The 24,917-nt window shown below is 64.4% G+C and carries 22 protein-coding genes; 11 read left to right on the top strand and 11 right to left on the bottom strand.

Translation table 11 applies throughout. The annotated features are described in order from the left end of the window. Nucleotides 1–34 precede the first annotated feature (34 nt). From BLU62_RS27290 to BLU62_RS27280, 3 genes are read left to right on the top strand one after another with little or no spacing between them, the layout of a single operon-like run. The gene (locus BLU62_RS27290; protein ID WP_074853507.1) at nucleotides 35–1,447 is read left to right on the top strand and encodes an MCE family protein; all 1,413 of its coding nucleotides are present in this window, start codon (nucleotides 35–37) and stop codon (nucleotides 1,445–1,447) included. Beyond that, nucleotides 1,423–2,154, top strand: a complete 732-nt coding sequence (locus BLU62_RS27285; protein ID WP_074853505.1) for a hypothetical protein — start codon at nucleotides 1,423–1,425, stop codon at nucleotides 2,152–2,154. Before BLU62_RS27290 ends, BLU62_RS27285 begins: the two co-directional genes overlap by 25 nt. After that, a complete protein-coding gene (locus BLU62_RS27280; protein WP_074853503.1) occupies nucleotides 2,151–2,714 on the top strand; it encodes a hypothetical protein in 564 nt (187 codons plus the stop codon). The genes BLU62_RS27285 and BLU62_RS27280 overlap by 4 nt, the downstream gene beginning before the upstream one ends. Nucleotides 2,715–3,237: 523 nt before the next feature. Here the strand turns inward: BLU62_RS27280 and BLU62_RS27275 are convergent. Together BLU62_RS27275 and BLU62_RS27270 are read right to left on the bottom strand one after the other, a co-directional pair. Beyond that, entirely contained in the window at nucleotides 3,238–4,566 is a 1,329-nt protein-coding gene (locus BLU62_RS27275) for a cytochrome P450 (RefSeq protein ID WP_074853501.1), read from the bottom strand. Nucleotides 4,567–4,798: 232 nt separating this feature from the next. Next, on the bottom strand, nucleotides 4,799–6,250 hold the full coding sequence (locus BLU62_RS27270; RefSeq protein ID WP_074853500.1) for an aldehyde dehydrogenase: 1,452 nt from the start codon (nucleotides 6,248–6,250) through the stop codon (nucleotides 4,799–4,801). Between the two features lie 353 nt (nucleotides 6,251–6,603). Between BLU62_RS27270 and BLU62_RS27265 the strand changes: the two genes are divergently transcribed. Together BLU62_RS27265 and BLU62_RS27260 are read left to right on the top strand one after the other, a co-directional pair. Next, nucleotides 6,604–7,743 carry a helix-turn-helix transcriptional regulator gene (locus BLU62_RS27265; RefSeq protein ID WP_244278418.1) on the top strand — a complete coding sequence of 380 codons (1,140 nt, stop codon included), beginning with the start codon at nucleotides 6,604–6,606 and terminating at the stop codon, nucleotides 7,741–7,743. Continuing rightward, the gene (locus tag BLU62_RS27260; protein WP_074853497.1) at nucleotides 7,740–8,819 is read left to right on the top strand and encodes a helix-turn-helix transcriptional regulator; all 1,080 of its coding nucleotides are present in this window, start codon (nucleotides 7,740–7,742) and stop codon (nucleotides 8,817–8,819) included. The genes BLU62_RS27265 and BLU62_RS27260 overlap by 4 nt, the downstream gene beginning before the upstream one ends. Before the next feature lie 21 nt (nucleotides 8,820–8,840). Here BLU62_RS27260 and BLU62_RS27255 read toward each other — a convergent pair whose 3' ends face one another. Then, nucleotides 8,841–10,076, bottom strand: coding sequence for an FAD-dependent oxidoreductase (locus tag BLU62_RS27255; protein WP_074853495.1), 1,236 nt, complete (start codon nucleotides 10,074–10,076; stop codon nucleotides 8,841–8,843). 395 nt (nucleotides 10,077–10,471) lie between these two features. Between BLU62_RS27255 and BLU62_RS27250 the strand changes: the two genes are divergently transcribed. Further along, complete coding sequence (locus BLU62_RS27250) at nucleotides 10,472–11,500, top strand: ABC transporter ATP-binding protein (protein ID WP_074853493.1); 1,029 nt, start codon at nucleotides 10,472–10,474, stop codon at nucleotides 11,498–11,500. Nucleotides 11,501–11,580: 80 nt separating this feature from the next. On the opposite strand, the gene BLU62_RS27245 is transcribed toward BLU62_RS27250, so the two are convergent. From BLU62_RS27245 to BLU62_RS27235, 3 genes are all read right to left on the bottom strand, one after another. After that, nucleotides 11,581–12,777 carry an epoxide hydrolase family protein gene (locus BLU62_RS27245; RefSeq protein WP_084811953.1) on the bottom strand — a complete coding sequence of 399 codons (1,197 nt, stop codon included), beginning with the start codon at nucleotides 12,775–12,777 and terminating at the stop codon, nucleotides 11,581–11,583. A 101-nt stretch (nucleotides 12,778–12,878) separates the two neighbouring features. Further along, a complete protein-coding gene (locus BLU62_RS27240; protein WP_074853491.1) occupies nucleotides 12,879–13,853 on the bottom strand; it encodes a vWA domain-containing protein in 975 nt (324 codons plus the stop codon). Nucleotides 13,854–13,877: 24 nt separating this feature from the next. Beyond that, on the bottom strand, nucleotides 13,878–14,828 hold the full coding sequence (locus tag BLU62_RS27235; RefSeq protein ID WP_074853490.1) for an AAA family ATPase: 951 nt from the start codon (nucleotides 14,826–14,828) through the stop codon (nucleotides 13,878–13,880). 254 nt (nucleotides 14,829–15,082) lie between these two features. Here BLU62_RS27235 and BLU62_RS27230 point away from each other — a divergent pair, with 254 nt between their 5' ends. After that, on the top strand, nucleotides 15,083–16,135 hold the full coding sequence (locus BLU62_RS27230; protein ID WP_074853488.1) for an NAD(P)-dependent alcohol dehydrogenase: 1,053 nt from the start codon (nucleotides 15,083–15,085) through the stop codon (nucleotides 16,133–16,135). Nucleotides 16,136–16,217: 82 nt separating this feature from the next. Here the strand turns inward: BLU62_RS27230 and BLU62_RS33265 are convergent, their stop codons facing one another. Both BLU62_RS33265 and BLU62_RS27220 read right to left on the bottom strand, forming a co-directional pair. After that, nucleotides 16,218–16,427, bottom strand: a complete 210-nt coding sequence (locus tag BLU62_RS33265; RefSeq protein WP_074853486.1) for a dodecin — start codon at nucleotides 16,425–16,427, stop codon at nucleotides 16,218–16,220. Between the two features lie 79 nt (nucleotides 16,428–16,506). Beyond that, nucleotides 16,507–17,355 (bottom strand): mycofactocin-coupled SDR family oxidoreductase, encoded by an 849-nt coding sequence (locus tag BLU62_RS27220; protein ID WP_074853484.1) that lies wholly within the window; start codon nucleotides 17,353–17,355, stop codon nucleotides 16,507–16,509. Between the two features lie 301 nt (nucleotides 17,356–17,656). Between BLU62_RS27220 and BLU62_RS27215 the strand changes: the two genes are divergently transcribed. Together BLU62_RS27215 and BLU62_RS27210 are read left to right on the top strand one after the other, a co-directional pair. Beyond that, nucleotides 17,657–18,724: an LLM class flavin-dependent oxidoreductase gene (locus BLU62_RS27215; protein WP_074854278.1), complete on the top strand. Its 1,068-nt coding sequence runs from the start codon at nucleotides 17,657–17,659 to the stop codon at nucleotides 18,722–18,724. 25 nt (nucleotides 18,725–18,749) lie between these two features. Continuing rightward, nucleotides 18,750–19,652 carry an alpha/beta hydrolase gene (locus BLU62_RS27210; protein ID WP_074853483.1) on the top strand — a complete coding sequence of 301 codons (903 nt, stop codon included), beginning with the start codon at nucleotides 18,750–18,752 and terminating at the stop codon, nucleotides 19,650–19,652. 164 nt (nucleotides 19,653–19,816) lie between these two features. Here the strand turns inward: BLU62_RS27210 and BLU62_RS27205 are convergent, their stop codons facing one another. The 3 genes from BLU62_RS27205 to BLU62_RS27195 all read right to left on the bottom strand — a co-directional run bounded on the left by BLU62_RS27205 (nucleotide 19,817) and on the right by BLU62_RS27195 (nucleotide 22,656). Beyond that, complete coding sequence (locus BLU62_RS27205) at nucleotides 19,817–20,272, bottom strand: MaoC family dehydratase (RefSeq protein WP_074853481.1); 456 nt, start codon at nucleotides 20,270–20,272, stop codon at nucleotides 19,817–19,819. Nucleotides 20,273–20,309: 37 nt separating this feature from the next. Then, nucleotides 20,310–21,041, bottom strand: a complete 732-nt coding sequence (locus BLU62_RS27200) for an SDR family NAD(P)-dependent oxidoreductase (protein ID WP_074853479.1) — start codon at nucleotides 21,039–21,041, stop codon at nucleotides 20,310–20,312. A gap of 94 nt (nucleotides 21,042–21,135) precedes the next feature. Further along, on the bottom strand, nucleotides 21,136–22,656 hold the full coding sequence (locus BLU62_RS27195; protein ID WP_074853477.1) for a class I adenylate-forming enzyme family protein: 1,521 nt from the start codon (nucleotides 22,654–22,656) through the stop codon (nucleotides 21,136–21,138). Between the two features lie 246 nt (nucleotides 22,657–22,902). On the opposite strand from BLU62_RS27195, the gene BLU62_RS27190 reads away from it, so the two are divergent. Both BLU62_RS27190 and BLU62_RS27185 read left to right on the top strand, forming a co-directional pair. Beyond that, on the top strand, nucleotides 22,903–23,235 hold the full coding sequence (locus BLU62_RS27190) for a putative quinol monooxygenase (protein ID WP_074853476.1): 333 nt from the start codon (nucleotides 22,903–22,905) through the stop codon (nucleotides 23,233–23,235). A gap of 166 nt (nucleotides 23,236–23,401) precedes the next feature. Then, entirely contained in the window at nucleotides 23,402–24,910 is a 1,509-nt protein-coding gene (locus BLU62_RS27185; RefSeq protein ID WP_074853474.1) for an IS1634 family transposase, read from the top strand. The last annotated feature ends 7 nt before the right edge of the window (nucleotides 24,911–24,917 follow it).

The following is a 24,917-nucleotide window of genomic DNA, read 5'->3' as shown; positions in this document are numbered from 1 at the left end:
GTGCCCCGCTGCGCATACAGAAGGATTCCCACCGATGAGATCCCGTCTGGTTCAGGTCCAGCTCGCCGTCTTCGCGATTATCTCCATCTGCGCCGTCGGTTACACCGGCTACGCCTACGGCGGATTCCAGCGCTACACCGGAATCGGTACCTACACCGTCACCGCCGACCTGTCCGACGCCGGCGGGCTGTACCCGAATGCCCTGGTCACGTACCGCGGGGTGGACGTCGGCGTGGTCACCGCCCTCGATGCCGGGATCAACGGCGCGTCGGCCCGGTTGCAGATCAAGTCCGGCAATCACATCCCGGCCAACAGCAAGGCCTACGTGCGCAGTGTCTCGGTCGCCGGTGAGCAGTTCATCGACGTGGTCCCCACGGGTCCAGGCGGACCGGATCTGGTTGACGGTTCACGGATCGAACAGAGCAACACCAACATCCCGATACCGGCGACGGAGGTCATCCGGAAGGTCTACGGCCTACTCGAAGCAGTACCCAAGGAGTCACTGCGAACCGTCGTCGACGAGGCGTCGGCCGGCTTGAACGGCGTCGGTCCCGAGCTGAACAGGGCGTTGATCGCAGCGAGCCAGCTGATCGGCCAGGCGCATCGAAATCTGGGTGCGACGACGCGTCTCGTCACCGATCTCAACCCCGTGCTCGGCAGGCTCGACGCCGCCGGGCCACAGATCTCGTCGATTGCCACCAACCTGAACAGTTTTACTCGTCAGCTCACGCTCAGCGATGACTCCATTGCCCAGGTGTTGCGCACCGGCGCACCGTTCTTCGACGCCTTCGGTGGCACGCTCCGCGATCTGACGCCGTCCCTGCCGATCCTGCTCGCAAATCTGCAGTCGACCGGAGAAGTGTTGCGGGTCAACGTCCCTGGCCTGCGACATGTCCTGGTGGTCTATCCTGCCGTCGCGACGGCGATCAACGCGATGCACCGTGGCGTGCAGCGCCCCGACGACCTGTTGTCCGGGCAGGGCAACCTCGACGTGAAGCTCGGCAACAGCAGCAATCCCCCATCCTGTACGCAGGGCTATCAGGAGACCCGTCGCCGCGATCCGAGCGACCTGAGTCCGGTGAATCCTTCCCCCACCGCATACTGCACCCTGCCGAAAGATGATCCGCGAGTGGCTCGCGGTGTCCGTAATGCACCGTGTGCCAGCGATCCGAGTGTGCGCACCGCCGATCTGCGTCAGTGCCCCGGCGGCCTGCCGTCTACCTGGCGGCAGATGCTGGCCCGGCCCACCGGGGGCGTCGCTCCGTCCGGTGAAGACCCCGGGACACGCGGCCGGCAGCGGAACTCCTCGACAGTCGCGGTTCCCTATGACCCGCAGACCGGACGGTTTCACACCCCGGACGGCACCACGTTCCAGATCGGAAACCTGATCATGGCACCGAATGACAAAGGAGTGAAAACCCAATGGCAGCAACTCTTCCCGCGGTAGCCGCCGATCCCGGCACCGCCGAGTCCGTGCACGATGACCCGCCCGAGGAATCCACCGCACCGACGGAGCAGGTTGTGGAGAGTGAGCAGCTCGCCGGACACGCCCTCGATACCGGCGCCCCCGACGCTGGCTCCACGGACACCGACGACCCGACCGATGACGACTCCGAAGGTGCGGATTCCGGAGCCAGCGGTACGGTCGCCCAGAGCGGCGCCGAGGCGCTCGGAGTCCGCCGGACCATCTATCTCGCGGCGAGCGTCACCGTGGTTATGGCCGCTATCGTCGCCGCACTCGTTCTCGGCCGGACCTATACGACCAATGACGCGACGCTCGCACGCGACAGCGACATCACCACCGTTGCCCGGCAGGTGGTGGCCAACCTCGTGACCCTGCGTCACGGCTCGGCAGATGCCGACGTGCAACGCATCCGGGACGGGGCGACCGGCGAGTTCCTGAACCAGATCGGTGACACCACCGGGGGGTTTGCCGCTGTACTCAAGCAGGGGCAGGTCGACTCGATCGGCGAGGCCGACGAGGTCGCGATACTGTCGTCGAACGACGAGACCGCCACCGCGATCGCTGCGGTGACCTCACAGGTCAAGAACTCCGAGGCGCCTGAAGGCCAGCCTCGGGTATACCGGATGAAATTACAGCTCGCCCATGTCGGCGGCCGCTGGCTCGTTTCCGATGTGGAGTTCGTCTCATGAACACGCTCAGCAAGTCCCTCTCGCCTCTCCGTCGCATCGGTTCCAGGCTTATTCACCGGGTCAACCGGGTACCGGCCCGTCGAGCCCGGATCGTCTTCGCCGCCATCTGTCTGCTCGGCGTGGTGGCCATCGCGGCAACCGGGTACCTCACCTACCAGGTCCGTCTTCAGGACAATCAACGCGACGACCGTGCCCAAGCCCTTGCTGCAATGCAAAGCAACGTCCCGAAACTCTTGTCCTACGACGGCAACAACGATCTGAACCAGGAGTTTGCCGCCAAGTACGACCTGCTGACCGGCAAGTTCCGGGAAGACTTCACCACTCTCACCAAGTCCTCGATCATTCCGGCCGCCGCCGCGCACCGCATCGTCACGAACGCAAAGATCGCCGAATCCGGTGTCATCTCGGTCGCCGACGACTCCGTCAGTGTTCTGATGTTCATAAACCAGACCACGACGAGCTCAGAGGAGCCCGCTCCACAGCTCGACGGTAGCCGCGTCAAGGTCACCGCGGTCCGATCGGGTGATCAGTGGAAGATCGGCGGCCTCCAGCCGGTGTGACCCGATGCAGACGATCCGAAACTGCCGGTGAACGAACAGCATTGGCCGACCACGAGGGGTGGTCGGCCAATGCTGTTCGTGTCACCGAGCCTCACCGGCACTGTCTTCTCACCGAACGTGGCCGTCTCGCACCGGCACCATTCGTCGTCGGAGATCGGTGGCCGCTGCGGCGAGGCCGACCGGCGCCGACATGACAGATCACACCGCCGCCATTGACACGACGCTCCCGGCGACCTGATCCACATCGGCCTCGAGGAGCTCGGCGGCATCTGCACAGGCAGCGGGCACCGGCATCGGCGGACTCACCCGGATCGAATGTCCGTCCGTTACAACCAGTCCGGGTCTTCTCGCCAGCGTTGAGCCCCGAAGGACGTGACAAGACCCCACTTCGGGTCGCCATCACAGAGGCGCGATGGGGACAGCCGATGCTGTTGTCTCGTGTACCTGGACGTGCGAAAAGGTGTTGAGCGGCGGCCGGTCGGGAGAACCGACCGGCCGCCGCTGGTCTCAGGCGAGACGGTCCCTACGAAACGAAGTCGATCGCGACGGGCATGTTCTTCAAGCCGCCGACGAAGTTGGTCTGGATGACCTTGGTGTCTTCCGTCACCTCGATGGCTTCGATCTTCGGGAGCAGTTCCTCGAACATGATACGCAGTTCGATCCTTGCCAGGTGCTGGCCGATGCACATGTGGGGGCCGTAGCCGAAGGCGATGTGCTTGTTGGGGCGACGGTCGATGTTGAACACATCGGGATCGACGAAGACGTCACTGTCGCGGTTACCCGACTGGTACAGAAGCATGAACCGGTCTCCCGGTTCGACCAAGCGGCCACGGAGTTCGTAGGGCTCCAACGCGGTCCGCATGAAGTGCTTGACCGGCGACGCCCACCGCAGCGACTCGTTGACGAGGTTGGGAACCAGGGACAGATCGCCCTTTACCCGGGCAAGCAGTGCCGGGTCCTGCGAGAGTGCGTGCACGCCGCCTGCCAGGGTCGACGACGTGGTGTCGTGACCGGCGGTCGCGATCGCGATGAAGTAGCCGTAGGCGACCTGTGGCGGAAAGTATTCGCCGTCCTCGTTGCGCGCGGTGGCGATCAGGGTGGCCAGGTCGTCGCGAGGGTTCGCGCGCCGATCCTGCAGCAGGACTTCGAAGTAGGCGAAGAAGTCAGCGATGGTCGCCGCCCACTGCTGGGCTGCGGCCTCCGGCGACATGGGCGTCACGTCCTCCCGGACGGCGTCGGGATCGGCGGTGCCGAAGAAGTCCTGGGTCAGTGACATCATCCGCGGCTCGTCGGACTCCGGCACACCGAACAGGCTCATGATGACGTGCAGCGGAAAGGAGATGGCGAAGTCCTTGACGAAGTCGAGTCGTCCGTTGCCTGCGACGAGCTTGGACACCGACTCCTGGGCGAGGCCACGGATGGTGTCCTCCCACTGCTTGAGCTTGTTAGGCCGAAACCAGTCGGCCGCAATGTCTTTGATGACGGTATGCTCGGGCGGGTCGAGATAGGTCAGCGTCTCCAGGATGCGCAGGCTCCCGTTGTTGATCGATTTGGTGAACTCGTCACCGGCGATGTTGGTCAGGATCGGATTCTCCGATCCCTTGTTCTCGCCACCACCGCTGGTGAAGATGTGCGGCTGACGTTCGATCTCCATGATGTCGGCGTGCTTGCTGACCAGATGGATCGGCTGGTAGCCCTCGACCTCACCGACGCCCAAGGGATTGTTGTCCCGCAACCACCGGTATGCGTTGAACAGCGCCACCTCGTCGCGATGACCCTCGGGCAGAATGATCTGCTCCGCGATCTCCTTCGGCACCGTGGTCGCGCGTGCTGCACTCGTCGTTGAAGTCATGCCTACTCCTCTTGAGCTGTCGAAAGATTCAGGGGCAGGAGTCCCTGACACCAGTCTGGCCAGAACGGGACTGGTACACATCACCCCTGCTGGGTACTTTGGGGTCCCTCGGAGAGGGACCGGTGACCACCGCAGCGCGGTCGTCGGATGAGTGCACAATGCCGACGGTCGGCGCATCGTCGAGACGATGCGCCGACCGCTGGGTTTCGGACACGGCTGGGAGTCAGACGTGTCACAGATAGATCGACTTGGGCACCAAGTAGGCAGCGAGTCCTTCCGGCCCGAGTTCACGCCCCAGCCCCGACGCCTTGATTCCGCCGAACGGCGCCGTGGGGTCCGGGAGGTAGCTGTTGATTCCCAATGTGCCCGAAGCGATCCGGCGCGCGAGGGCAACACCGCGGTCGTGATCGGAGGTCCACACCGAGCCGCCGAGTCCGTAGTCGCTGGCGTTCGCGATCGCCACCGCCTCGTCGTCGCCGTCGTAGGAGATGACCGAGAGCACCGGACCGAAGATCTCCTCCTGGGCGATGGCGTGATTGTTGTCGACGTCGGCGAAGACCGTCGGTTCGACGAACCACCCGCGATCGGCGGCCTCGGGACGTCCGCCACCGGTGGTCAGTCGCGCTCCGTCGCCCTTGCCCTTGGCGATGTAGGACTCGACCCGGTCGCGTTGACGCGACGTCGCCATCGGCCCGATCTGAGTGGTCGGGTCGAGGGCATCGCCCACCTGTAGCGAGGCGGCCAATCCGGTGAGCGTCTCGACAACCTCGTCATATCGGTTGCTGGGCGCAAGGATTCGCGTTCCCAGGAAGCATGTCTGCCCGTTGTTGAGCAGAGTGGAACCAAAGAGCTGCTCACCGATCTTGCTCAGGTCGAGATCAGCGTCGTCGAGGATGATGGCCGCCGACTTCCCGCCGAGCTCGAGAGTGACCGGACGCAGCAGCCGACCACAAGTTTCCGCAATACTCCGACCCGCAGCGGTCGACCCGGTGAACGCCACCTTGTCGATCCCCGGGTGCGACACCAGGTAGGCACCGAGTTCCCGACCTCCCGGGACGATGTTGATGACGCCCTCAGGAATGCCGGCAGCGGCAACGGCGTCGGCGAGGATGAAGCTGTCGAAGACTGTCTCCGGGGACGGCTTCATGACGAAGGTCGCACCTGCCGCGAGTCCGGGCGCGTACTTGAAAGCGGCCAGGGCCTGCGGGAAGTTCCACGGCACGATCGCACCGACGACGCCGATCGGTTCCGAGGTCACCAGCGTCGACCCGCCCAGCAAACCGGGCCGGGTCTCCTCGAACGGGTACTCGCGGGCCAGGCCGGCGTAGTAACGCAGCAACAGTTGCGGGAACACCGCCTCCAACTGCTGCGCGACCGCGATCGGCATCCCGTTCTGGCTGCTGACCGCCCGCGCGATGTCCTCGGATCGCTTGTCCAACTCGTCGGCGAGTCGCTCCATCGCGTCGGCGCGTGCCCCGGCACTCCATCCGCCCCAGCCGTTCGGATCGGCGAATGCGGCACGTGCCGCGGAGACCGCGGCGTCGATGTCGGGCTCGGTGCCCTCGGGCACCGAGCCCAACCCCTCCTCGGTGTTCGGCGACACCACCGTGATTCGACCGGTACCCGCCGGTGACCGCCATTCCCCGCCCACGAACAAGCTGTCGTGTTCTGTTGCATTAGTCATGCGTGATCCTTTAGTCCTCGGTCCGACGATCTGCCGGCAGGGCGGGCGGGAGTACACCCGCCGATTACGCCTGTGGAGTCGGCGCGGTCCCTGCAGCTCAGCGTCCTCCTGGACTCGCCGACACCGTCCGACACTAGGAACCCCAGCCTGGCGGTGACGAGGATTCTCGGGACGATTCCCTCCAACACCCCCCGATCACCCCCGAGCCAGGGTGAGTCGCCACCCCTTCGTTGGTCTAACCATTTGACCCGAAAGTGAGTCGTAGGGCACCATGGTTCTTCGGAGTGACGTACATCTCAGAGGGAAGGGGGGCCATGGGCGACTGCTCGGCTCCGAATCAGACAACGTCTGATGTGGCCGGTTCCGGGGTTCGGAGTGACACCTGGCTGATCGATCGCGCTTGGGACCACGTGCACGACGGGTTGGACTTCCTCGGTCCGCCACCGCCGGAACCGACATCCGATCTGGCGGAGATGCTGAACGCCGTCCGCACCGGTCTGGAACGGTTCGTGACCCGACCGGAGATAGCTGACGGACGACGCGTCGATGCATGTCGGCTGCTGTTCGACGTCCACAACGACCAGTCCGCGCTCCTCGCGCGCGAATCGCAACGGACCGCACACGCCCTCGGCCATGTTCGTAAGGTCATCGAAGACCTGCTCGACTCGGCTACCGATCAGATCGTTGCCGACATCCCGGTGCGGATGTGTCGCGATCTGTCCTTCGGCCGGGCGATGATCTCCTCCATCCGGTCCGCCGTGTGGGTCCCTCGTCATCTGCACATCGAGAGTGATGACAGCCCGGAGAACAACACCTTTCTGGACTACGTCCACGGCGCACACATCCCGTTGTCTCACGCGCCGCTCGAGACCGAGATCGTCAGAACCCGCACGTCGACGATGACCGAACGCGCGACGAACGACAGACGGACCTTCAAAGAACTCGTCGCGGTGTCCCGCTCGGACGGGTACGTCGCCGCACCGATCGTCTCGCGGGGTCGCACGATCGGCATCCTGCACGCCGATCGTCCACAGGGCCGCTCGGAAGTGTGCGCGGGAGATCTCACCGTCGTCAGCGCCCTGGGCGAATGCCTCTCCTCGGTCCTCGAGCGCGCCAAGCTCCAGGAGCGACTCGAGATCAGCGCCGCACACGTCGACCGTGTGTTCGGGGACATAGTCTCGCACCTGGGCGAGGCAGCGACGTTCCCCCACCGGCGGCCTGCCACGGCGGAGAGGTCTGTGCCGGACCTCGGCGCACTGCCGGACAAGGCGGCCGGCGCACCTGCGTTTTTGACGCCTCGCGAGCGAGAGGTTCTGGCCCACATCAGCACCGGCGCAACAAATGCTCAGATCGCCCGGGCCCTGGTGATCTCCGAGGAAACCGTGAAGTCCCACCTGAAGCAGATCTCGAAGAAGCTGGGCACCACGACGCGGTCAGCGGCCGTCGCACGCTTCGCGCAACTCACCCACCAGTCGTCCATCCACGGGGCATGAATTCCGCGAGCGCCGGTCGGGCCGGTCACGCGTTATCTGATCTCGACCGGCAGCTCCGCGCATTGCTGGATCTGCCACCGGCGTCCGAGCCGATGTCTCTGCAGTCGGTGCTGCGCGACGCCCGGCACACGACCGAGTTTGCCGTACGGGTGGATTCGCGAACCGCCGTTGTCGATGCCACCCTGATCTCGCGATCACTGTCGCTGCAACTGACGCTGCACAAGTTCTTCGTCGAACGACGCACCGCCACGATGCAGGCGCTGCCGTCCTCGCTCCGCCGGCTCAGCGGAGTGGACGATCGGACGATGACACGGGTGCTGTGCGAGGAGCTGGTCTCGACCGCGGGGTTCGGGCGTGCGGTGTTCTCCGGGGTGTGCGACGGCGCGCTCCGGCCAACGCACCAGGCGACGGCCACCGGCGACGGAGTCGAATCCATCGAGTTCGCCGGGGACCTGCGGGTCGAGGTCGCGGAGGACTCAGCCGAACAGACGTGTATCACGACAGCCGGCGGGCCCCGGCGAGTCGAGAGTGCTGACGCCGATCCGAGGATGGCAGAGCTGCTCGCCACCAGGGCATACGCGGTCGCGCCGGTCCTGATGTCGTCGTCGGTGTCTGCCGTCGTCCACGTCGTTCCGGCGGCACCTCTTGCGATCGATGACGACGATCTACGATGCCTGGGGGCTTACCAGGGTGCCGCGAGTGCCGCATTCTCGCGCGATGTCTGGTCCGATATCGCCATCGCTCACCATGCCGCGGTTCGACGAGCCGCCGAGACCATCGTCGAGGACGCCAGCCGGGTCACCGCCGACGACTTCGACATCGGTGCCGAAGTCCCGTCGGAGGTACATCCACCGCCGCTGGCCGTCCCGGCCGTCAACCTCCAGATCGAGAACTGCCTCACGAGCCGGGAGACCGAGGTCATGCGCCTCATCGCGCAGGGGTTGTCCAATGCAGAGATCGCCGACCGCCTCTTCATCGGGATCGAGACGGTCAAGTCACACGTGAAGAAGGTGTTGCGAAAGATCGGCGCCGTCAACCGATCCGAGGCGATTTCGCTCTACCTCGACAAGGGTTGAACGACACAGGGTCTCCAGGGGTCACTCCCGCCTGTTCCCGTGAACCACACAGTCCCGCAGATCGTACCCGGTATCGGCCAATCGCTGCGGGTTCAGCACTGCACTGCTGGCGATGAACTTCTTCGCTGCCATGAAAAGTGCCGGGGCATTGGCCGTCTCGGCGGCGGCCACCCGGTCGGCGGCATCGAGGTGAAAGATCCCGACCTTCCCGTCGGCCTCGTCACCGCGCCGAACTGCGTGAATCCCCTGGTGGACGTGGCCGGCGATCTTCAGTTTCAAATCGAACTGATCCGACCAGAACCACGGGACCTCCTGGCGCGGCGCGGGCGATCCGACGATGTGCGCGGCAACGTTCTTCGCCTGCTCCAGAGCACTCGGAATGCTCTCGAACCGAAAGAACCCATCCCCGAGTGGTCGGCAGGTGACATCACCGATCGCATAAATGCCGGGCCGGTTCGTGCGGCCGCGGTCGTCCACCAGAATACCTCCCTGGCAGGCGATTCCGGCTTCGCGGGCAATGTCGTCGTTCGCAACCGCCCCCACCCCGACGAGCACCGAGTCGCACTCGATGCGCTCACCGCCGGCCAGGTCGACCCCGACAACCGAGCCGGACTTCTCCACGAACTCGACGACGTCAACCGCGGTACGGATGTCGATGCCCTGAGCCCGGTGGCGGCCGGTCAGGAAATCGGAAAAGCCGGGGCTGGCAACACGAGCGAGCACGCGGGCTTCTCGCTCGAGGATCGTCACCTCGATCCCGTGGGTGCGTGCGTGTGCGGCGACCTCAAGGCCGATGTACCCGCCGCCAACGATGACCAACCGGCCACCACGCTCTATGGCTCGACGCAGGTGACCCGCGTCGTCAAGGGTACGCAGCGACAGGACTCCCGACCCATCGGTCCCGGGTATCGTCAACGAACGAGGGCGCGAACCGGTGGCGAGCACGAGATACTCGTAAGCGACGCGTTCGCCGGCTGAGGTGGTGACCGTTCTCCCCGCAGGGTCGATCGACGACACGACTGAACCGAGCCGAAGGGCGATTGCGTTCTCCCGGTAGAAGTCCGGCGGACGCAGGTGTTGCTGCAGTGAGTCGTCGTCCATGAACTTCTTGGACAGCGGCGGCCGGTGGTAGGGCGTGTGCTCCTCATCCCCGAACATCACGATCTCGCCTGCGAACCCGTCCTGCCTGAGCAGCGCAACCAGATTGGCACCTCCGTGCCCGGCTCCGACGACGACGAGCGGGCGCTCCGACGCCATTGGTGAATTCTGCATCACGGACACTCCGTTCGCTGGTACAGGCCGACACGATCTCGATCCCCAGCGCCGGCGGCGCCGCGTGTGGCGACCACTCCGTGGAGATCGAGATCCCGTGATGAGTCTCGTCCGACCGAGGTCTCCGCGCGTCACCACGGCGGGTGATTCTGGCCCCCGAGCCGGAGGCAGATAGCGACACGCATTTGCTGCGAGAAACTGCAGATATGGAGTGTGAACAGCATATTCGCCGATCACCGGGATGCCTGGGCGCCGAGTGACGCCTCTTCCGGGCCGCCCCAGCAGCTGCTACTTTCGTCCGGACGCATTGTTGCGCGCCGGCGTCTTTGTACGCTCATCGCGCTGCGGCTACCGTACTCCCGATCGACGGAGGTTCAATCATGGGTGTCGAGGTCAGTGTTGAGAATCTGACGAAGTCGTTTGGTTCGCAGAACATTTGGCGTGATGTCTCTCTGACCCTGCCGGCGGGTGAGGTGTCGGCGCTGCTGGGGCCGTCGGGTACCGGTAAGTCGGTGTTCTTGAAGACCTTGATCGGTCTGCTGCATCCGGAGCAGGGGTCGGTGATCATCGATGGCACCGACATCACGCAGTGTTCGGCCAAGGAGCTCTACGAGATCCGCAAGCTGTTCGGTGTGTTGTTCCAGGATGGTGCGTTGTTCGGGTCGATGAGTTTGTTCGACAACATCGCGTTCCCGCTTCGTGAGCACACGAAGAAGAAGGAGAACGAGGTCCGCGACATCGTGATGGAGAAGATCGACCTCGTCGGTCTGACCGGTGCCGAGGACAAACTCCCGGGTGAGATCTCCGGTGGTATGCGCAAGCGTGCCGGTCTGGCGCGTGCGCTGATTTTGGATCCGCAGATCATTCTGTGTGACGAGCCGGACTCGGGTCTGGATCCGGTGCGTACCGCCTATATCTCGCAGTTGTTGATCGACATCAATGCCCAGATCGATGCGACGATCCTGATCGTGACGCACAACATCAACATCGCGCGGACGATTCCGGACAACATCGGCATGTTGTTCCGCAAGGAGTTGGTGATGTTCGGTCCGCGGGAGCAGTTGTTGACCTCGGAGCAGCCGGTGGTCAAGCAGTTCCTCTCCGGTGATCGGTTCGGTCCGATCGGTATGTCCGAGGAGAAGGACGAGGCCCTTGTCGCCCAGGAGGCGGCGATGGCGGCGGCGGGTATTTCCGGTGGTGGTACCAAGGAGGACTTCACCGAGATCATCCCGCAGGTGCAGCCCAATCCCGGTATGCCCGAACGCAAGGCGATCGCCCGGCACCGTGAGCGCGTGCACGCGATGTTGCCCGACCTGCCCCAGAACGCCCAGCAGGCGATCCGCCGCAGCCAGGAACAGGACGACCGGCTCCGATCGCACCGGGACGCGGCAGCCGTTGTGATGGCGTGATCGCATCGAAGCCCGTCGTGGTGGGCCCACCGGGCGCCGGCGGTGTTTCAGTGGCCGCCGGTCAGGTGAACTCCTCGAGATCAAGTGTCCGTCGTTCCACGCCTGACGCCCTCAGCGAGGACCAAGGCGTTGCGTAGTCCCACGACAAACTCTGCCGGCCGCTCCCAGGCCGCGAAGTGACCACCGACGTCGTACTCGGTCCAGGATCGCACATCGTAGAAGCGCCGGAAGAGGTCTGGGCCCGGCGGAAGAATTTCATGACGGAACATGCTGACGGCGGTGGGGGTGTCGACGAAGCCGACATCCAGGGGCGCGGCGGAGTACGGATCGAACGACGTTCCTATCGCACCGGTGTACCAGTACAGACTCACCCACGTGAGCAGGTCGTCGCGGTCGAACGCAAACCCGTTCTCACCTCGAGAATCTGACCAACCGATCAGCTTCTCGATCATCCAGGCGGCCAGGCCCACCGGCGAGTCCGACAGTGCCCGCGCGAGGGTGTGGGGCTTCGTCGCCTGCAGGAGACGGTAGCCACCTTCCGTTGCGCGCCACCGACGAGCATCGCGATAGTACCGCTGCTCGCGTTCGGTGAGATCCCCTCGCAGATCCGGGGAAACCCGTAATGCCGGCAGGTCGGTCAGGTGCAGAGCAGAAACCGAATCACCATGTGCTCTCGCCATATGGGTAGCCACAACGCTACCGACGTCACCACCCGAGACCACGTACCGCTCATACCCCAGTGCTTCGATCAGTCCGGCCACCTGGCGGGCCATCACCCTCGGAGTGGCTGGTTGTATCCCCGCTGTCACCGCACCCGGGTACCCAGTGAGGCAAGGAACGACGACGTGGACGTCCGAGAGCAGCGGAAGCACGCGTTCGAACCGAAGGAAGGAGTCTGGCCATCCGTGAAGCAAGACCACCACCGGCGCGTCGGGATCGATCGAGCGCTGGTGTATCGCGGTGACCGGTTCGCCGTCGATGTGTACACGGGTCCACGGGTACGAACGAATACGCACTTCGGGGACACGCCAATCGAATGAGCCTGCCCAGTGCTCCGTCAGCGCGCCGAGGTAGTCCGTGGGTACGCCCCGACCCCATCCGGAAGCTCGGGAGAGGACCGGGGGTCGGTACCGCGCGACTCGCTCTCTGAGATCCTCGATGTCGATGTCGTCTACCGGTTTCCAATCCCACGCCACTGAGTCGCGCGCACGATGCCCACCGAACCGGGTGCGCTCCGTGGCGGACTCGGCAGGCGGCACACGATCGCTGTCATCCATGAGCCTCACCCTTCGGTCCACTCCACCACATACTGATTCAACTCTCGGCGCGGTCATCTCAGACGTCCCATATCGGTACACGGTTCCATCGAGGGCCAGAGTCAGGTGAAGATCGAGGCGAGGGCGGGGGCCACGTCACGGTGGCCATTCACCGGCCGGCACCGCCCTCGGCCGAGGCCTGCCATTTCTCGACCGAGCACCATGTCGTTCTCCCCCGATGTGTCCAGCAGGACGTCGAGTCGTGGCAGCCTGGACGCAATGATTCGCGGGTCCGGGCCGGCATTGTGGACGCAGTCACTGAGCAACACGACGCGAGCGTCCGCGACCGGGACGCCGGCCAGTTGCTGTTCGGCCACTTCGAGCGCGAAGGCGACATTGGTCAGCCCCCGGGTGGGCAGCTCGAGAATCTCGTCCAACACCTGATTCGGCGATTTCCGTTGTGTGCGTGTAGAGATGAGCGCGGCATCCGACCAGAACGCGACGACTGCGACGTCGTCGCGGCTCAACTGCCCCACCATCGCGCCGACGGTGGCGGCTGCGGTTCGGATCTGCTCACCTTTCGCCGATCCCGAGACGTCGACGACGAGCACTATCGAGCGTCGCCGGCGTACCCGCTCGCGCACGATGATGTCGTCGTCAGTGGGGAGGGGGTTCCCGGCGACTGCCGACAACGTGGCATCGAGGTCGATCTCGTCCGACGCCCCGCGGTATCGCAGCGATGTGAGCGTTCCTCCGGACGCGCGACGGCCACGACGACGCCGAGTCGGGTCGGCCCGTGCGAGTCTGCGCGCGATGGCCTGTGCCCGTTGTCGCGCGCCCTCGTCTACCGAACGGCCTCGGTTCGGGCTCACCACGTCACCGTTCTCGTCGGTCAGACCGGGCGCCGAGCCACCCGGTACGGGAGTGGCAGGGCGACCGGGCCCACCGCGGCCCGCAGACATCGAGACTGCTCGACTGCCACTTCCGCCGAAGGTGCGCAACTGGGGTTCCTCGTCGAGCTGCTTCGGCTTTCGCCGAAGCGGCTTCAGCTTCTTGGTGACAGGGCCGGCGTGTAGGGGTGGACGCTTGCGCGTCATCGCGTCGGTGGCGGGAAGGGCTCTTCAACCGGGATCGGCCGCAGCCGGCAGAAGTAGGAAGTAGTCCTGCCAGATCTCCCGCAATACGGCCTCGGGGATGTTGAACGTCGCGTCGTCGAGGTGGATTCGACCAGACAGCGCCAGCAGCATCGCGTCGAGTATCACCGCGGTATAGGTCTCGGGCAGACCACGGGGAGGAGCCACGGCCTCGACTGCCGGGACGACGACCTGGTCGAGGGCGCAGAGTTGTTCGGCGATAACGGCGAGATCGATCGCTCCGCGCACACTGCTCCCCTGCTGGATGTCGGCACGCTCGCGGGTCATTCGCGTCAAGGCGACCGCGTCGGCGAGGAGACGGGCCGAGACGACCCCGGTACGCCGCGACACGATCTCTCGTTCGGCTGCCGAGTCCTGATACGTCGTCACCAGGCGGCACATGCGATCGTGAACCGAGGTCGACAGACGCGTGGTGCCGACGTTGTCATAGGGATTCATCGACGCGACCACCCGGAACGTCGGAAGCGCGGTTACGCTGCCCACCCGGGGCACGGTGATCACCCTCTCTGCCATCGCTGTCAACAGCGTGTTGAGAGTATCGTCGGGTGCTCGGTTGAATTCCTCGATGTAGAGGAATCCGCCTGTCCGCATCGCTTCCAGGAGCGGCCCCTCGACGAAGTTGCCCGCGCTGTAGTCCTCAGCGAGGACGCGAGCAGGATTGTGATGCCCGACGAGCCTGGTCGGTGTCAGGTCGGCATTTCCTTCCACAAAGACCAGCGGGATTCCCCACTCCGCGGTAATCGCCCGCAGGAGAGTTGATTTCGATGTGCCGGGTGGACCCTCGAGCAACAGGTCGCGCCCGGAGGCGACCGCTGCGAGTACGAGCTTGAGCTCCCGTTCGCGACCGAGCACCCGTTCTTCGATTCGGGATCGAACATCGCCGACCGAGTCGGCGTTCGACGAGACTGCGAAACTCAATGCGTGTCAGCTCCTTCGACAGACGGGATGCGCGAGGATCACAACTCGTGAGCCGCGAGCACCAACACCGTAGGTGACCGGCGTCACCTCGCGTTGTCGCAGTATGGGACGCCGTCGGCACACCAGCGCGGCACAGCGTCCGCGGAATCGGGTGGGCTGTCTCAACTTGGGACACCGGAACGAACGGGCGGATTCGTAGCGTGGGTCCAACCGGCGTGACGGGCACGCAACGAGCCGCGAACCGAGGAGAAGACGTGAAAGCACTGCAGTACCGGGCTTTCGGGGACGCGCCGACGGTGGTCGAGGTCCCCCGCCCCACCCCGGGTCCGGGTCAGGTTCTGCTCGCAGTCACCGCGGCCGGCGTGTGTCACTCGGATCTTCACATCATGTCGGCGTCCCCGTCCGAATATCGTTACAAACCATTGCCTTTGACCCTCGGCCACGAAGCCGCCGGAATCGTGGTCTCCACCGGCGCCGGGGCGGACCACTTCGCGCCGGGCACAGCGGTATTGGTGTACGGCCCATGGGGATGTGGCATCTGCGCCAGCTGTTCACGCGGAGAGGAGAATTACTGCACGGACGCGCGGGGAGTGCAACCTCCGGGCATAGCTGTTGACGGTGCCATGGCCGAGTACCTGCTCGTCGACGCCGAACGCCACCTCGTTCCGCTGGGCGATCTCGATCCGGTCCAGGCTGTCGCGTTGACCGACGCGGGGCTCACCGCCTTTCACGCCATCAAACGGTCGATGCATCACCTGGGCGCGGGCACGCATGCGGTGGTGATCGGCGCGGGTGGACTCGGCCACGTCGCGGTTCAGATTCTGCGAGCGATGACAGCGGCGACCGTGATTGCTGTGGACGTCGCGTCCGACAAGTTGGAACTCGCGCGGGCGGTCGGCGCGCACCACTGCGTCGTCAACGGCGACGCGGCTGCTGACGAACTCGGTCGGGTGACCGCCGGCGCGGGCGCGGACGCCGTCTTCGATTTCGTCGGTTCGGAGCAGACCGTGCGCCTGGCGGGCGAAGTGGCGGCCACCTATGCGGACATCGCGGTAGTCGGCGTCGGCCACGGCGCCCTTCCAGTGGGGTATCGACGTCAGGCCTTCGAGGTTTCGGTACGCAGCACGTTCTGGGGAAGTCGGTCCGAGCTGTGGGAGGTCATCGCCCTCGCCCGCGCCGGTCGGGTGCGCGTCACCGTCGAGACTCACACGCTCGACGAAGCGCCGTCCGCCTACGAGCGCCTGGCCAGGGGCGAAGTCCTCGGCCGGGCGGTCGTGGTGCCCCGAGAAACAACCGCACAGACCTAGGGCGACACAGACGGTGGATCGGGACGGTGTCGACTTCCCGTCCCGATCCACTTTTCACTTCTGCGACCGATGACCAGCCAGGTCAGTCCGTGATCCGGAATCCCACCTTCAAGGTGACCTGGAAGTGCGCCACCGTGCCGTTCTCGATGTGGCCACGGGTCTCGGTCACTTCGAACCAGTCGAGATGATCGATCGTCGTGCACGCGCGCTGGATCGCCACCGAGATGGCGTCGTCTATGCCGTTTGTCGAGGTCCCGACGATCTCTGTCACCCGATAAACGTTGTCGCTCAATGTATTGCCCTTTCGACTGAGTGTCTTGATGAGAAACCCGCACCGAATCGGGATCTCCGGTGGTGCGTCGTTGTGCTTGTCAGCCGTGTGGGATCTTGTAGGGCGCGGTGCCGCCCGCGTCGATGACCTGGGTCGTGCCGGTGACGTACCGCGACTCATCAGACGCCAGGAACAGAACAGCATTGCTGACGTCGACGGGTTCCAGCCAGGGAATCTTCAGTCCGTTCATGTGGACGAATCCCTCGGCGGCCTGCTCCTGCGTCATGTCTGTCGCACCCGGGAAGAACAGGTTGTAGATCGCCTCGTTGTTGATCATCTTGGTGTTCACCGTCGTCGGATGCACGGAGTTCACCCTGATGTTGTGCGGAGCGAGCTCCACGGACAGGACCCGCATGAGGCCCGTGACTCCATGCTTGGCGGCGGTGTAGTGCCCGAGATTTGCATATGCGATCAGACCGGCCACCGAGCTCGTCAGGATGATCGATCCGCCCTGCCCCCGTTCGATCATGGACGGTATGGCGGCTTTGGCGGTTTTCCACACCCCGGTCAGATTGACGTCGAGAACGTCCTGCCACTGCTCTTCAGTGATCTCCCACGCCGGTCCATAGCTCGCCACGCCGGCGTTGGCTACGACGATGTCGATTCCGCCGAACTCCGCGATTCCGTCGGAGACAAGGCTCTGCAGGCCCTCGAGGTCCCGGGTATCGCCCTGGCGGAACAGAATTCGGCGATCCAACTGCTCGACCAGCTTTGCCGTCTCCTCCAGGTCGCCGGGCTCACCCAGGGGGTAGGGCGCGGTCGATATCGGCGCACATATGTCCACCGCGATGATGTCAGCGCCCTCCTCCGCGAGCCGCAGAGCGTGGGCGCGACCTTGCCCGCGCGCCGCGCCAGTGACCAGTGCCACCTTGTTGTCCAGACGTCCCATGTGAGCCTCTTCTCGTCGAGTGCCGCTGACACGGCGATGCGATCCATGTCGCTGAGTGACGCTAGAGTGACTGCCATCACTGACACTGTCCCAAAACGCTACGGTCCATCTGGGGGGCTCCAACTGTAGCGCGATGAGACAACCCCTCCCTCTTGCGAGCTGCGACTCTCTTCCCAGTGCGGCTGGTGACAGCGATCACAAGCCACGCCACATCGAAGCGCCGCACACACCGTGACCCGCGGGGCGCCAACGGTCTTCATGTAACGCGGTGAACCAACCCGCATCAGGACAAGGAGTGAACGTGAAGGTCCATATGACCAACCTCATCCAGAACTACAACAATGCGTCCACGGACTACGAGATCTTCAAGGATCAGATCGAGCTGTCCGTCCGAGCCGATGCCGACGGCTACGAGAGCATCGGCTGCGTCGAGCACCACTTCGATCCCGGTTACTCGATGTGCCCGGACAACACGCAGTTCCTGTCCTACCTCGCCGGCCGGACCACGAACGCCAAGCTGCACACCACCGCGGTGATCCTGCCGTGGAATGATCCGATGCGCGTCGTCGAGAAGATTGCTCTACTCGACAATCTCTCTGACGGCCGCGCCATGTTCGGCATGGGTCGCGGACTCGCCCGTCGTGAGTACGAAGGCTTCAACCTCGACATGAACGAATCCCGTGAGCGATTCGACGAGGCCGCCGAAATGGTCATGCGAGGCCTCGAGGAGGGCTTCGTGGAGAACGACGGGAAGTTCTACAAGCAGAAGCGAGTGCCCGTCCATCCCAAGCCGTTGGGAACTTTCAGGGGACGCACCACGATGGTCGCGATGAGCCCCGACTCCGCAATCGTGGCCGGCAAGCTCGGTGTCCCGATGATGGCGTTCATCCAGGGGCCGATGGAGACCATGCACATGCCGATGATCGACGACTACCGAAAGACCTTCAAGGACACCCATGGCGAGGACGCTCCGCCGCCCATGATGATCGACCTGACCTACTGCCACAACGACTCTGAAGAAGCCCGGCGCGTCGCTTACGAGGCCTGCACCAACTACTACCTCACCTGCGTCGAGCACTACGAGTTCGGTGGCCGCCATTTCGAGAACACCAAGGGTTATGCCTCTTACGCCGCCGCCAAGGAGGCCATCGACGCGATGGGTATCGAAGCAGTGTGTGACGTCTACGCGAACGCACAGATCTGGGGAACACCGGAGGAGCAGATCGCCAAACACGAGGAACGGCGCGCACTCGTGGGCGACTACGAAGTGATCTCCGTGTTCCAGTACGGCGGCATCAAGGGTGAGACCGCAGCGAAGGGGTACGAACTCTTCACCCGCGAGGTCAAGCCGAAGCTGGAAAAGCTCTGAGCACCGCTTTCGAAGGAGAAAAGTAATGACCAGTCCTGAATTGACAAGAGCCAGAGATCTTCTGGGTCATCTCGTGTCCGAACCCGAGGCCACGATGGACGACTACCGAAGACTGTACGACGAGGTCTTGGCGAATTTCGAGGTACCCGCCGACGCCGAGATCGACAGCGTCGACGCCGACGGTGTCCCGGCGATCTGGGTCAGCGCGCCCGGGGCCGCACACGACCAGGTGGTCGTCGTCGTCCACGGTGGCGGTTTCTGCATGGGCAACGCCCACGGCTACCGCGAGTTCGGTTATCGGCTCTCCGCGGCCTCGGGGGCCCGGGCCCTGGTCGTCGACTACCGACTGGCACCCGAGCATCCGTTCCCGGCTCCACTCGACGATGTCGTCACCGCCTATCGGTGGGCCCGCCGGCAGGACGGTGTCCGCGGTGTCTCCCTGGTCGGGGACTCGGCGGGTGGTGGGCTCGTCATGGGGGCGCTGGTCAAGCTTCGGGACGGCAGCGACACCAGCCCGGAGGCCGCGGTCGTCTGTTCACCCCTCGTCGACCTTGCCGGAGAGGGAGATTCACTCACCACGCGTGCTCACCTGGACCCGTTGCCGGCATCAGCTCTGGTGGGAGCAATGGGTGGTGCGTACCTGGGGGGCCAGGAGCCCAAGTCCACACCTCTGGCGTCGCCGTTGTATGCCGACCTCAGCGGACTGCCTCCACTGCGCGTACTGGTCGGCACCGACGAGGGGCTACATGACGACGCCATTCGTCTGGCCGAGAAGGTGCGAGCTGCCGGCGGTGAAGTCGATGTGGAGATCGGCGAGGACATGGTGCATATCTGGCCGGTGTTCAACTTCCTGCCACAGGCCCGGGAAGCGACCGAACGTATCGGCCGGTTCCTCCAGCAGCATTCCGGGACACCTAGTCAGGTCTGACACGGTACTCCCACCGAACCGAGAGGCGCCGGACTCCCTGGGGGAGGCCGGCGCCTCTCGTTCACGCGTTCATGATCGTCGTAACACGAGGCCCGGGTCCGGCACCGACGATCGCCGCCGAGACTCGACGGCCATGTGCACAGACCAGGAAGCAGGCCGGGAACTCAGACGAAGTAGCGGTAGACCGGCCGCGCGACACACGCGGGCTTCGGCGAGCCCTGGACCTCGATGACGGCGTCGGCGATCAATTGCAGGCCACCGCTGACCTCGGTCACTTCTGCAACCGTGGCGGACAGGCGCACTCGACCCCCGACCGGCACCGGTGCGGGAAACCGGACGCGGTCGAGTCCGTAGTTGACGACCATTCGCGCTCGGCGCACGACAAGCAGTTCGGCGAAAAGTGGGCCGACCAAGGAAAGCGTCAGATAGCCGTGGGCGATGGGGCCGCCGAATGGGCCGGCTTTGGCGCGCTCGACGTCGACGTGTATCCACTGCTCGTCACCGGTCACTGTGCCGAAAGTGTTCACCTGTGGTTGCGACACTTCGCGCCACGGCGTTTCTCCCAGCGGTTTGCCGACCAGATCGACAAGATCTGCCGGCGTGTCGACAGCTGCACTCATAACGTTGGTCTCCTGTGAGGTGTGGTGCGTGCGTCGTTCAGCGCGCGAGGTATCCGCCGTCGACCACCAGCACAGAGCCGGTGATGAACGAGGCGGCGGGGGCCGCGAGGAAGCAGATCGCAGATGCGACCTCCTCCGCGGTGCCGAGCCGTCCGAGAGGGTGAGCGGCAGACAGGCGACTCCGGGTCTCAGCATCGGGTCCGCGCAGTAGCGGTGTGTCGATGAAACCTGGCGCCACGGCGTTCACCCGGATGCCCGCGGCGGCGTAGTCCAGCGCAGCGGTTTTCGTGAGTCCGATCAGGCCGTGTTTCGACGAGGCGTAGGGACTCGCACCCTGGACGCTCACCAGGCCCGTCACCGAGGCCACGTTGACGATGCTCGCCCCGGACTTCATCACGCCCAGTTCGGAACGCATACAGAGGAACGTGCCGTCGAGATTCACCGACAGCAGCCGGCGCCATTCCGTGTACTCGGTCTCCGCCACAGGCGCCTTCACCGGCATCCCTACACCGGCGCAGTTGATGGCGACGTCGAGGGCGCCATGGCGATCGAGGACCCGGGTGACCATCGAGTCGACCTGCTCAGGGTCGGTGACGTCCACGCCGAGGCTCAGGGCATCCGCAACACCCAACGTGACAGGGTCGGGTTGTCGGATATCAGCGACGACGACGTGTGCCCCGAGCTGCGCCAGCTGGTGTGCGCAGGCCGCTCCGATTCCTGATCCGCCACCGGTGATCAGCGCGACTTTGCCCGTCAGGTCCAGGTTCATGTGGGGGTTCCCCTCGGTACGTGCAGGCCTGTGTCGCGCTGGGACGGAGAGGACCATCCCGGCTCTGCGCGGCGGGCACTGCGGTTGCGATTGGTCAGCGGAATGAACGCTTGAGAGAGGGCCGGTCGACCTTGTTTGTCGCTGTCCGCGGAATGGTGTCGACGACCTCGATGCGTCGGGGTCGCTGAAGTCCACGCAGGTTGGGATTCGATTCGCAGTAGGCTGCGATGTCTTCGGCCGTGACGCCGGGTTTCGTGGGCACCACGATGGCTGTGACCTGTTGGGACAGACGCTCATGCGACGTGCCGATGACTGCGACCTCGGCGATGAGCGGGCACGCTGCCAGATGCCCCTCGACCATCTGGGGGTAGACGTTCTCCCCTCCGCTGATGATCATGTCGTCCGCCCGGTCGACGTAGTACAGGTAGCCGTCACGGTCTGCCCGAACGAGGTCGCTGGTGCGGAACCATCCGTCGACGAACTTTGCGTCGTTGACCTCGTCGAGGCGCCAGTATCCCGGGGTCACGGCGTCGCCGCGAACCCACAACTCACCTGTCTCCCCGATTTCGACGTCGCGACCGAGGTCGTCGTCGTCGGTGGACACAATCCGGACCTCGACGATCTGTTCGAGCGGTTTTCCGAGGCTGCCTTCGCGGCGATCTTGGTCCAGCGGCTCCGTGATCGACAGGCCCATCTGTTCGGTCTGACCGTAGATGTTCGCCGCTACGATTCCCGTGGCTTCGGTGAGCTGTCGTAGGCGGCTCAGCGGCAGTGCCGAGCCGCCCACCGCGCACACTCGCACCGACGGCAGTGGATGGGTCTCTCCACGCAGCTCGTTGAGAATGTCGATCATCATTGCCGGGACCAGCGCGACCACCGTCGGCTGGTGCCGGACGGCGTCGGCCAGCCACTCGCGAGTGTTCCACCGTCGGAGTGTGACCGTGCCGCCGGCGAACAACAACGGGAGCGTTATCAGTTGCAGCCCGCCCACATGGAACAACGGGGTGCACACCAGCGCATGATCGTTCTCGTCGATGGACCACACCTCGCACTCAGCTTCGCATACCGCACCGATACTGCGGTGCGGCTGCCGCACGCCTTTGGGTTGTCCGGTCGACCCACTGGTGTACATCAGCACCGCGTCATCGGTGTCGAAACGCGGGACCACGGTGTGCGCCGGTGGTGACTGCAACGCCTGGTCCCAACTGATCATTGCGTCGTGATGTTCACCGACCGAGACGATCCGCCCGGCAATCGGCAGGCCACGCAGAGCGTCGGCGAGTCGCTCCACGTCGCCCGCGGGAGTGACCACTAGCTGCACTTCCGCGTCCTGCGTCGCATGTCGAAGTGCGGACGGATGGAACAGGTAGTTGTACGGCACCAACGTTGCGCCTGCTTGCCAGACGCCCATCATCGCGATGATCCATTCCGGCTGGTTGTGCATCAACACGCCCACTCGGTCACCTGGCCGAACACCCTGTTCGACGAGATATGTGGCAAAGCGAGCGGATCGATCGACCAACTGTCCGTACGTCACCTGGACATCGCCATGGTTGATCGCGACCTTGCCGGGGTTGCGTCGCGCGGACCGCCTGATGACATTAACGATGTTCATTTTGCGAAACCTTCCTCGGATCTCGACCCGCACCGACGTTCGTCGTGTCGACTTTCCGTGAGACTAGGTCTGGCCGGCTTCGCGTGGATGTCGCATATCGGGACGACGTGACGAGTTCGGGGGTTCGGGTTCACGTTCCTCGACGCTCGCCCGGCGCGATGTCGTGAAGCGTTTTGAAACACGCCGACGCCTCGCCCCGTTCCTACGCTCGACTGGTCCATCAACGAATGCCAGAAGGAGCCTGCCGTGTCCGATTCCCAACCTGTGGTGGTTGTCGCCGTGTTTGTCCCGAAGCCCGATAAGAACGACGAAGTCGAAGCGGCCATCCGTGAAGCGGTTTCGGCAACGCATGCCAACGATCGTGGTTGCGAGCTGTATGCGGCGCACCGGAGTGTCCGTGGCCGCGAAGGCTTCGTCATCATCGAAAAGTGGGCGTCGGCCGACAACCTTCAGACACACGGCGGTGGGGAGGCGTTCGCTGCGCTGAGCGCCGCCGTCGGTGACATTCTCGCCGAGCCGCTGGATGTGACCATTCTGCAGCCGCTACCCGCCGGCGACTCGAAATTGGGCGAGCTTTGATCACCTAGGCGTTTCAGTTCGCTGAGTCCCCGCCTGACGAATCAGGCGGGGACCTGACTTTTATCACCGAATCGGACATTGGCTCACGGCGATGCCGTGACCTGCGGTGATGGGTCGTGGCGGGCGTGGATTTGCGCACTAATCCGGGGTTCGTAGGCTACAAGGTGTGGCGTATGTGCGGACCGTGAAGACCGCGTCGGGAGCGACGGCGGTCCAGATCGTGCATTCCTCAAGGCGCGGGTCGCGCGATATCGAGCATTTGGGTTCAGCCCATGATGCTGCTGCTGTCGCGGCGCTGAAAGCTGTTGCCGCCCAGCGGATCGCTGGGGATCAGGTCGAGTTGGATCTGGGGATCGGCACGACCACGGTTCCCGGTGGGCCGCTGCTGATCACCGCCTCGAAGATGGCGCACCTGTGCGATGCGCTCTCGGGGGTGTACCGCGAACTCGGATTCGCCCGTGCCACCGGCGATGACCAGGTGTTCGAGGAGTTGGTGATCGCCCGCATCCTGGAACCGACCAGCAAACTGGACTCGCTGCGCGTCCTCGAGGAAGCGGGGTTGGCGCCGATGTCGTATCCGACGCTCAATCGGCGGCTCCCGAAATTCGCTGATCCACTCTGGCGGCAGAAACTCGCCGCCGCGTGCGCCGCCTACGCAGGGCTGGGATCGGCGACGCTCGTGCTGTACGACGTGACGACGCTTTACTTCGAGACCGACAAGGCCGACGGATTCCGGGAGCCCGGATTCTCCAAGGAACGCCGCTTGGAACCGCATATCACCGTTGGCTTGTTGACCGACGCGTCGGGGTTTCCGCTGATGGTGGAGGCCTTCGAGGGCAACAAAGCCGAAACCCTCACGCTGATGCCGACATTGCGCGCGTTCATGACTGCCCATCACCTCACCAACGTCACCGTCGTCGCTGATGCCGGCATGATCTCCGCGGACAACAAAGCAGCGATCGAGGCTGCCGGGCTCTCGTTCATCCTCGGCGAGAAGATCCCCACCATCCCGTACGTGATCAGTAAGTGGCACAACGATAATCCCGGCCGTGAGATCCCCGACGGCCTGGTCCTGACCCAGCCGTGGCCGGCGAACAGCAAGACACGCCATCGCCGCCACCAAGTCGTCTACTACCAGTACAAGGCGGATCGGGCACGCCGATCGGTGCGCGGTATCAACGAGCAGATCGCCAAGGCCGAGAAGGCCGTCGAGGGCAAGATCCCGATCAAACGCAACCGATTCGTCACCCTCAAAGACAAGAAATCGAGCGTGAACCGCAGCTTGGAAACCAAAGCCCGGACACTGGCCGGATGGAAAGCGTACGCCACCAATATCGACGCTCCGACAAGCGATTTCGTGATCAGCACCTACCACGAGCTGTGGCGGATCGAGAAAAGTTTCCGCATGTCCAAATCAGACCTTGCAGCGCGGCCGATCTACCATCGCACCGAGGACTCGATCCGCGCCCACCTCACCGTCGTGTTCGCCGCCCTCGCCGTCACCCGGGTCATCGAGGCCCGCACCGGCTGGTCGATCAAGAAATTCGTCACCACCGCCCGGCGCTACCGCACCGTCACCATCCAAGCCGGCGAACAGACCATCACCGCCGCCGACCCCATCCCCGACGACCTCAACGAAGCACTCCAAGCCATCAGCAACCTGCGCACTAATTGATAAAAGT

Source organism: Gordonia westfalica, assembly GCF_900105725.1.
In the GTDB taxonomy this organism is placed as follows: domain Bacteria; phylum Actinomycetota; class Actinomycetes; order Mycobacteriales; family Mycobacteriaceae; genus Gordonia; species Gordonia westfalica.
This window is presented reverse-complemented; position numbering and strand designations above follow the sequence as displayed.

Excerpts from the sequence above, each read along its gene's own strand:
- BLU62_RS27240 (WP_074853491.1), bottom strand. The coding sequence starts at position 13,853 with ATGACGCGCAAGCGTCCACCCCTACACGCCGGCCCTGTCACCAAGAAG.
- BLU62_RS27255 (WP_074853495.1), bottom strand. The coding sequence starts at position 10,076 with ATGGCGTCGGAGCGCCCGCTCGTCGTCGTCGGAGCCGGGCACGGAGGT.
- BLU62_RS27195 (WP_074853477.1), bottom strand. The coding sequence starts at position 22,656 with ATGAACATCGTTAATGTCATCAGGCGGTCCGCGCGACGCAACCCCGGC.
- BLU62_RS27260 (WP_074853497.1), top strand. The coding sequence starts at position 7,740 with ATGAATTCCGCGAGCGCCGGTCGGGCCGGTCACGCGTTATCTGATCTC.
- BLU62_RS27245 (WP_084811953.1), bottom strand. The coding sequence starts at position 12,777 with ATGGATGACAGCGATCGTGTGCCGCCTGCCGAGTCCGCCACGGAGCGC.
- BLU62_RS27290 (WP_074853507.1), top strand. The coding sequence starts at position 35 with ATGAGATCCCGTCTGGTTCAGGTCCAGCTCGCCGTCTTCGCGATTATC.
- BLU62_RS27205 (WP_074853481.1), bottom strand. The coding sequence starts at position 20,272 with ATGAGTGCAGCTGTCGACACGCCGGCAGATCTTGTCGATCTGGTCGGC.
- BLU62_RS27200 (WP_074853479.1), bottom strand. The coding sequence starts at position 21,041 with ATGAACCTGGACCTGACGGGCAAAGTCGCGCTGATCACCGGTGGCGGA.
- BLU62_RS27280 (WP_074853503.1), top strand. The coding sequence starts at position 2,151 with ATGAACACGCTCAGCAAGTCCCTCTCGCCTCTCCGTCGCATCGGTTCC.
- BLU62_RS27220 (WP_074853484.1), bottom strand. The coding sequence starts at position 17,355 with ATGGGACGTCTGGACAACAAGGTGGCACTGGTCACTGGCGCGGCGCGC.
- BLU62_RS27275 (WP_074853501.1), bottom strand. The coding sequence starts at position 4,566 with ATGACTTCAACGACGAGTGCAGCACGCGCGACCACGGTGCCGAAGGAG.
- BLU62_RS27210 (WP_074853483.1), top strand. The coding sequence starts at position 18,750 with ATGACCAGTCCTGAATTGACAAGAGCCAGAGATCTTCTGGGTCATCTC.
- BLU62_RS27270 (WP_074853500.1), bottom strand. The coding sequence starts at position 6,250 with ATGACTAATGCAACAGAACACGACAGCTTGTTCGTGGGCGGGGAATGG.
- BLU62_RS27250 (WP_074853493.1), top strand. The coding sequence starts at position 10,472 with ATGGGTGTCGAGGTCAGTGTTGAGAATCTGACGAAGTCGTTTGGTTCG.
- BLU62_RS27285 (WP_074853505.1), top strand. The coding sequence starts at position 1,423 with ATGGCAGCAACTCTTCCCGCGGTAGCCGCCGATCCCGGCACCGCCGAG.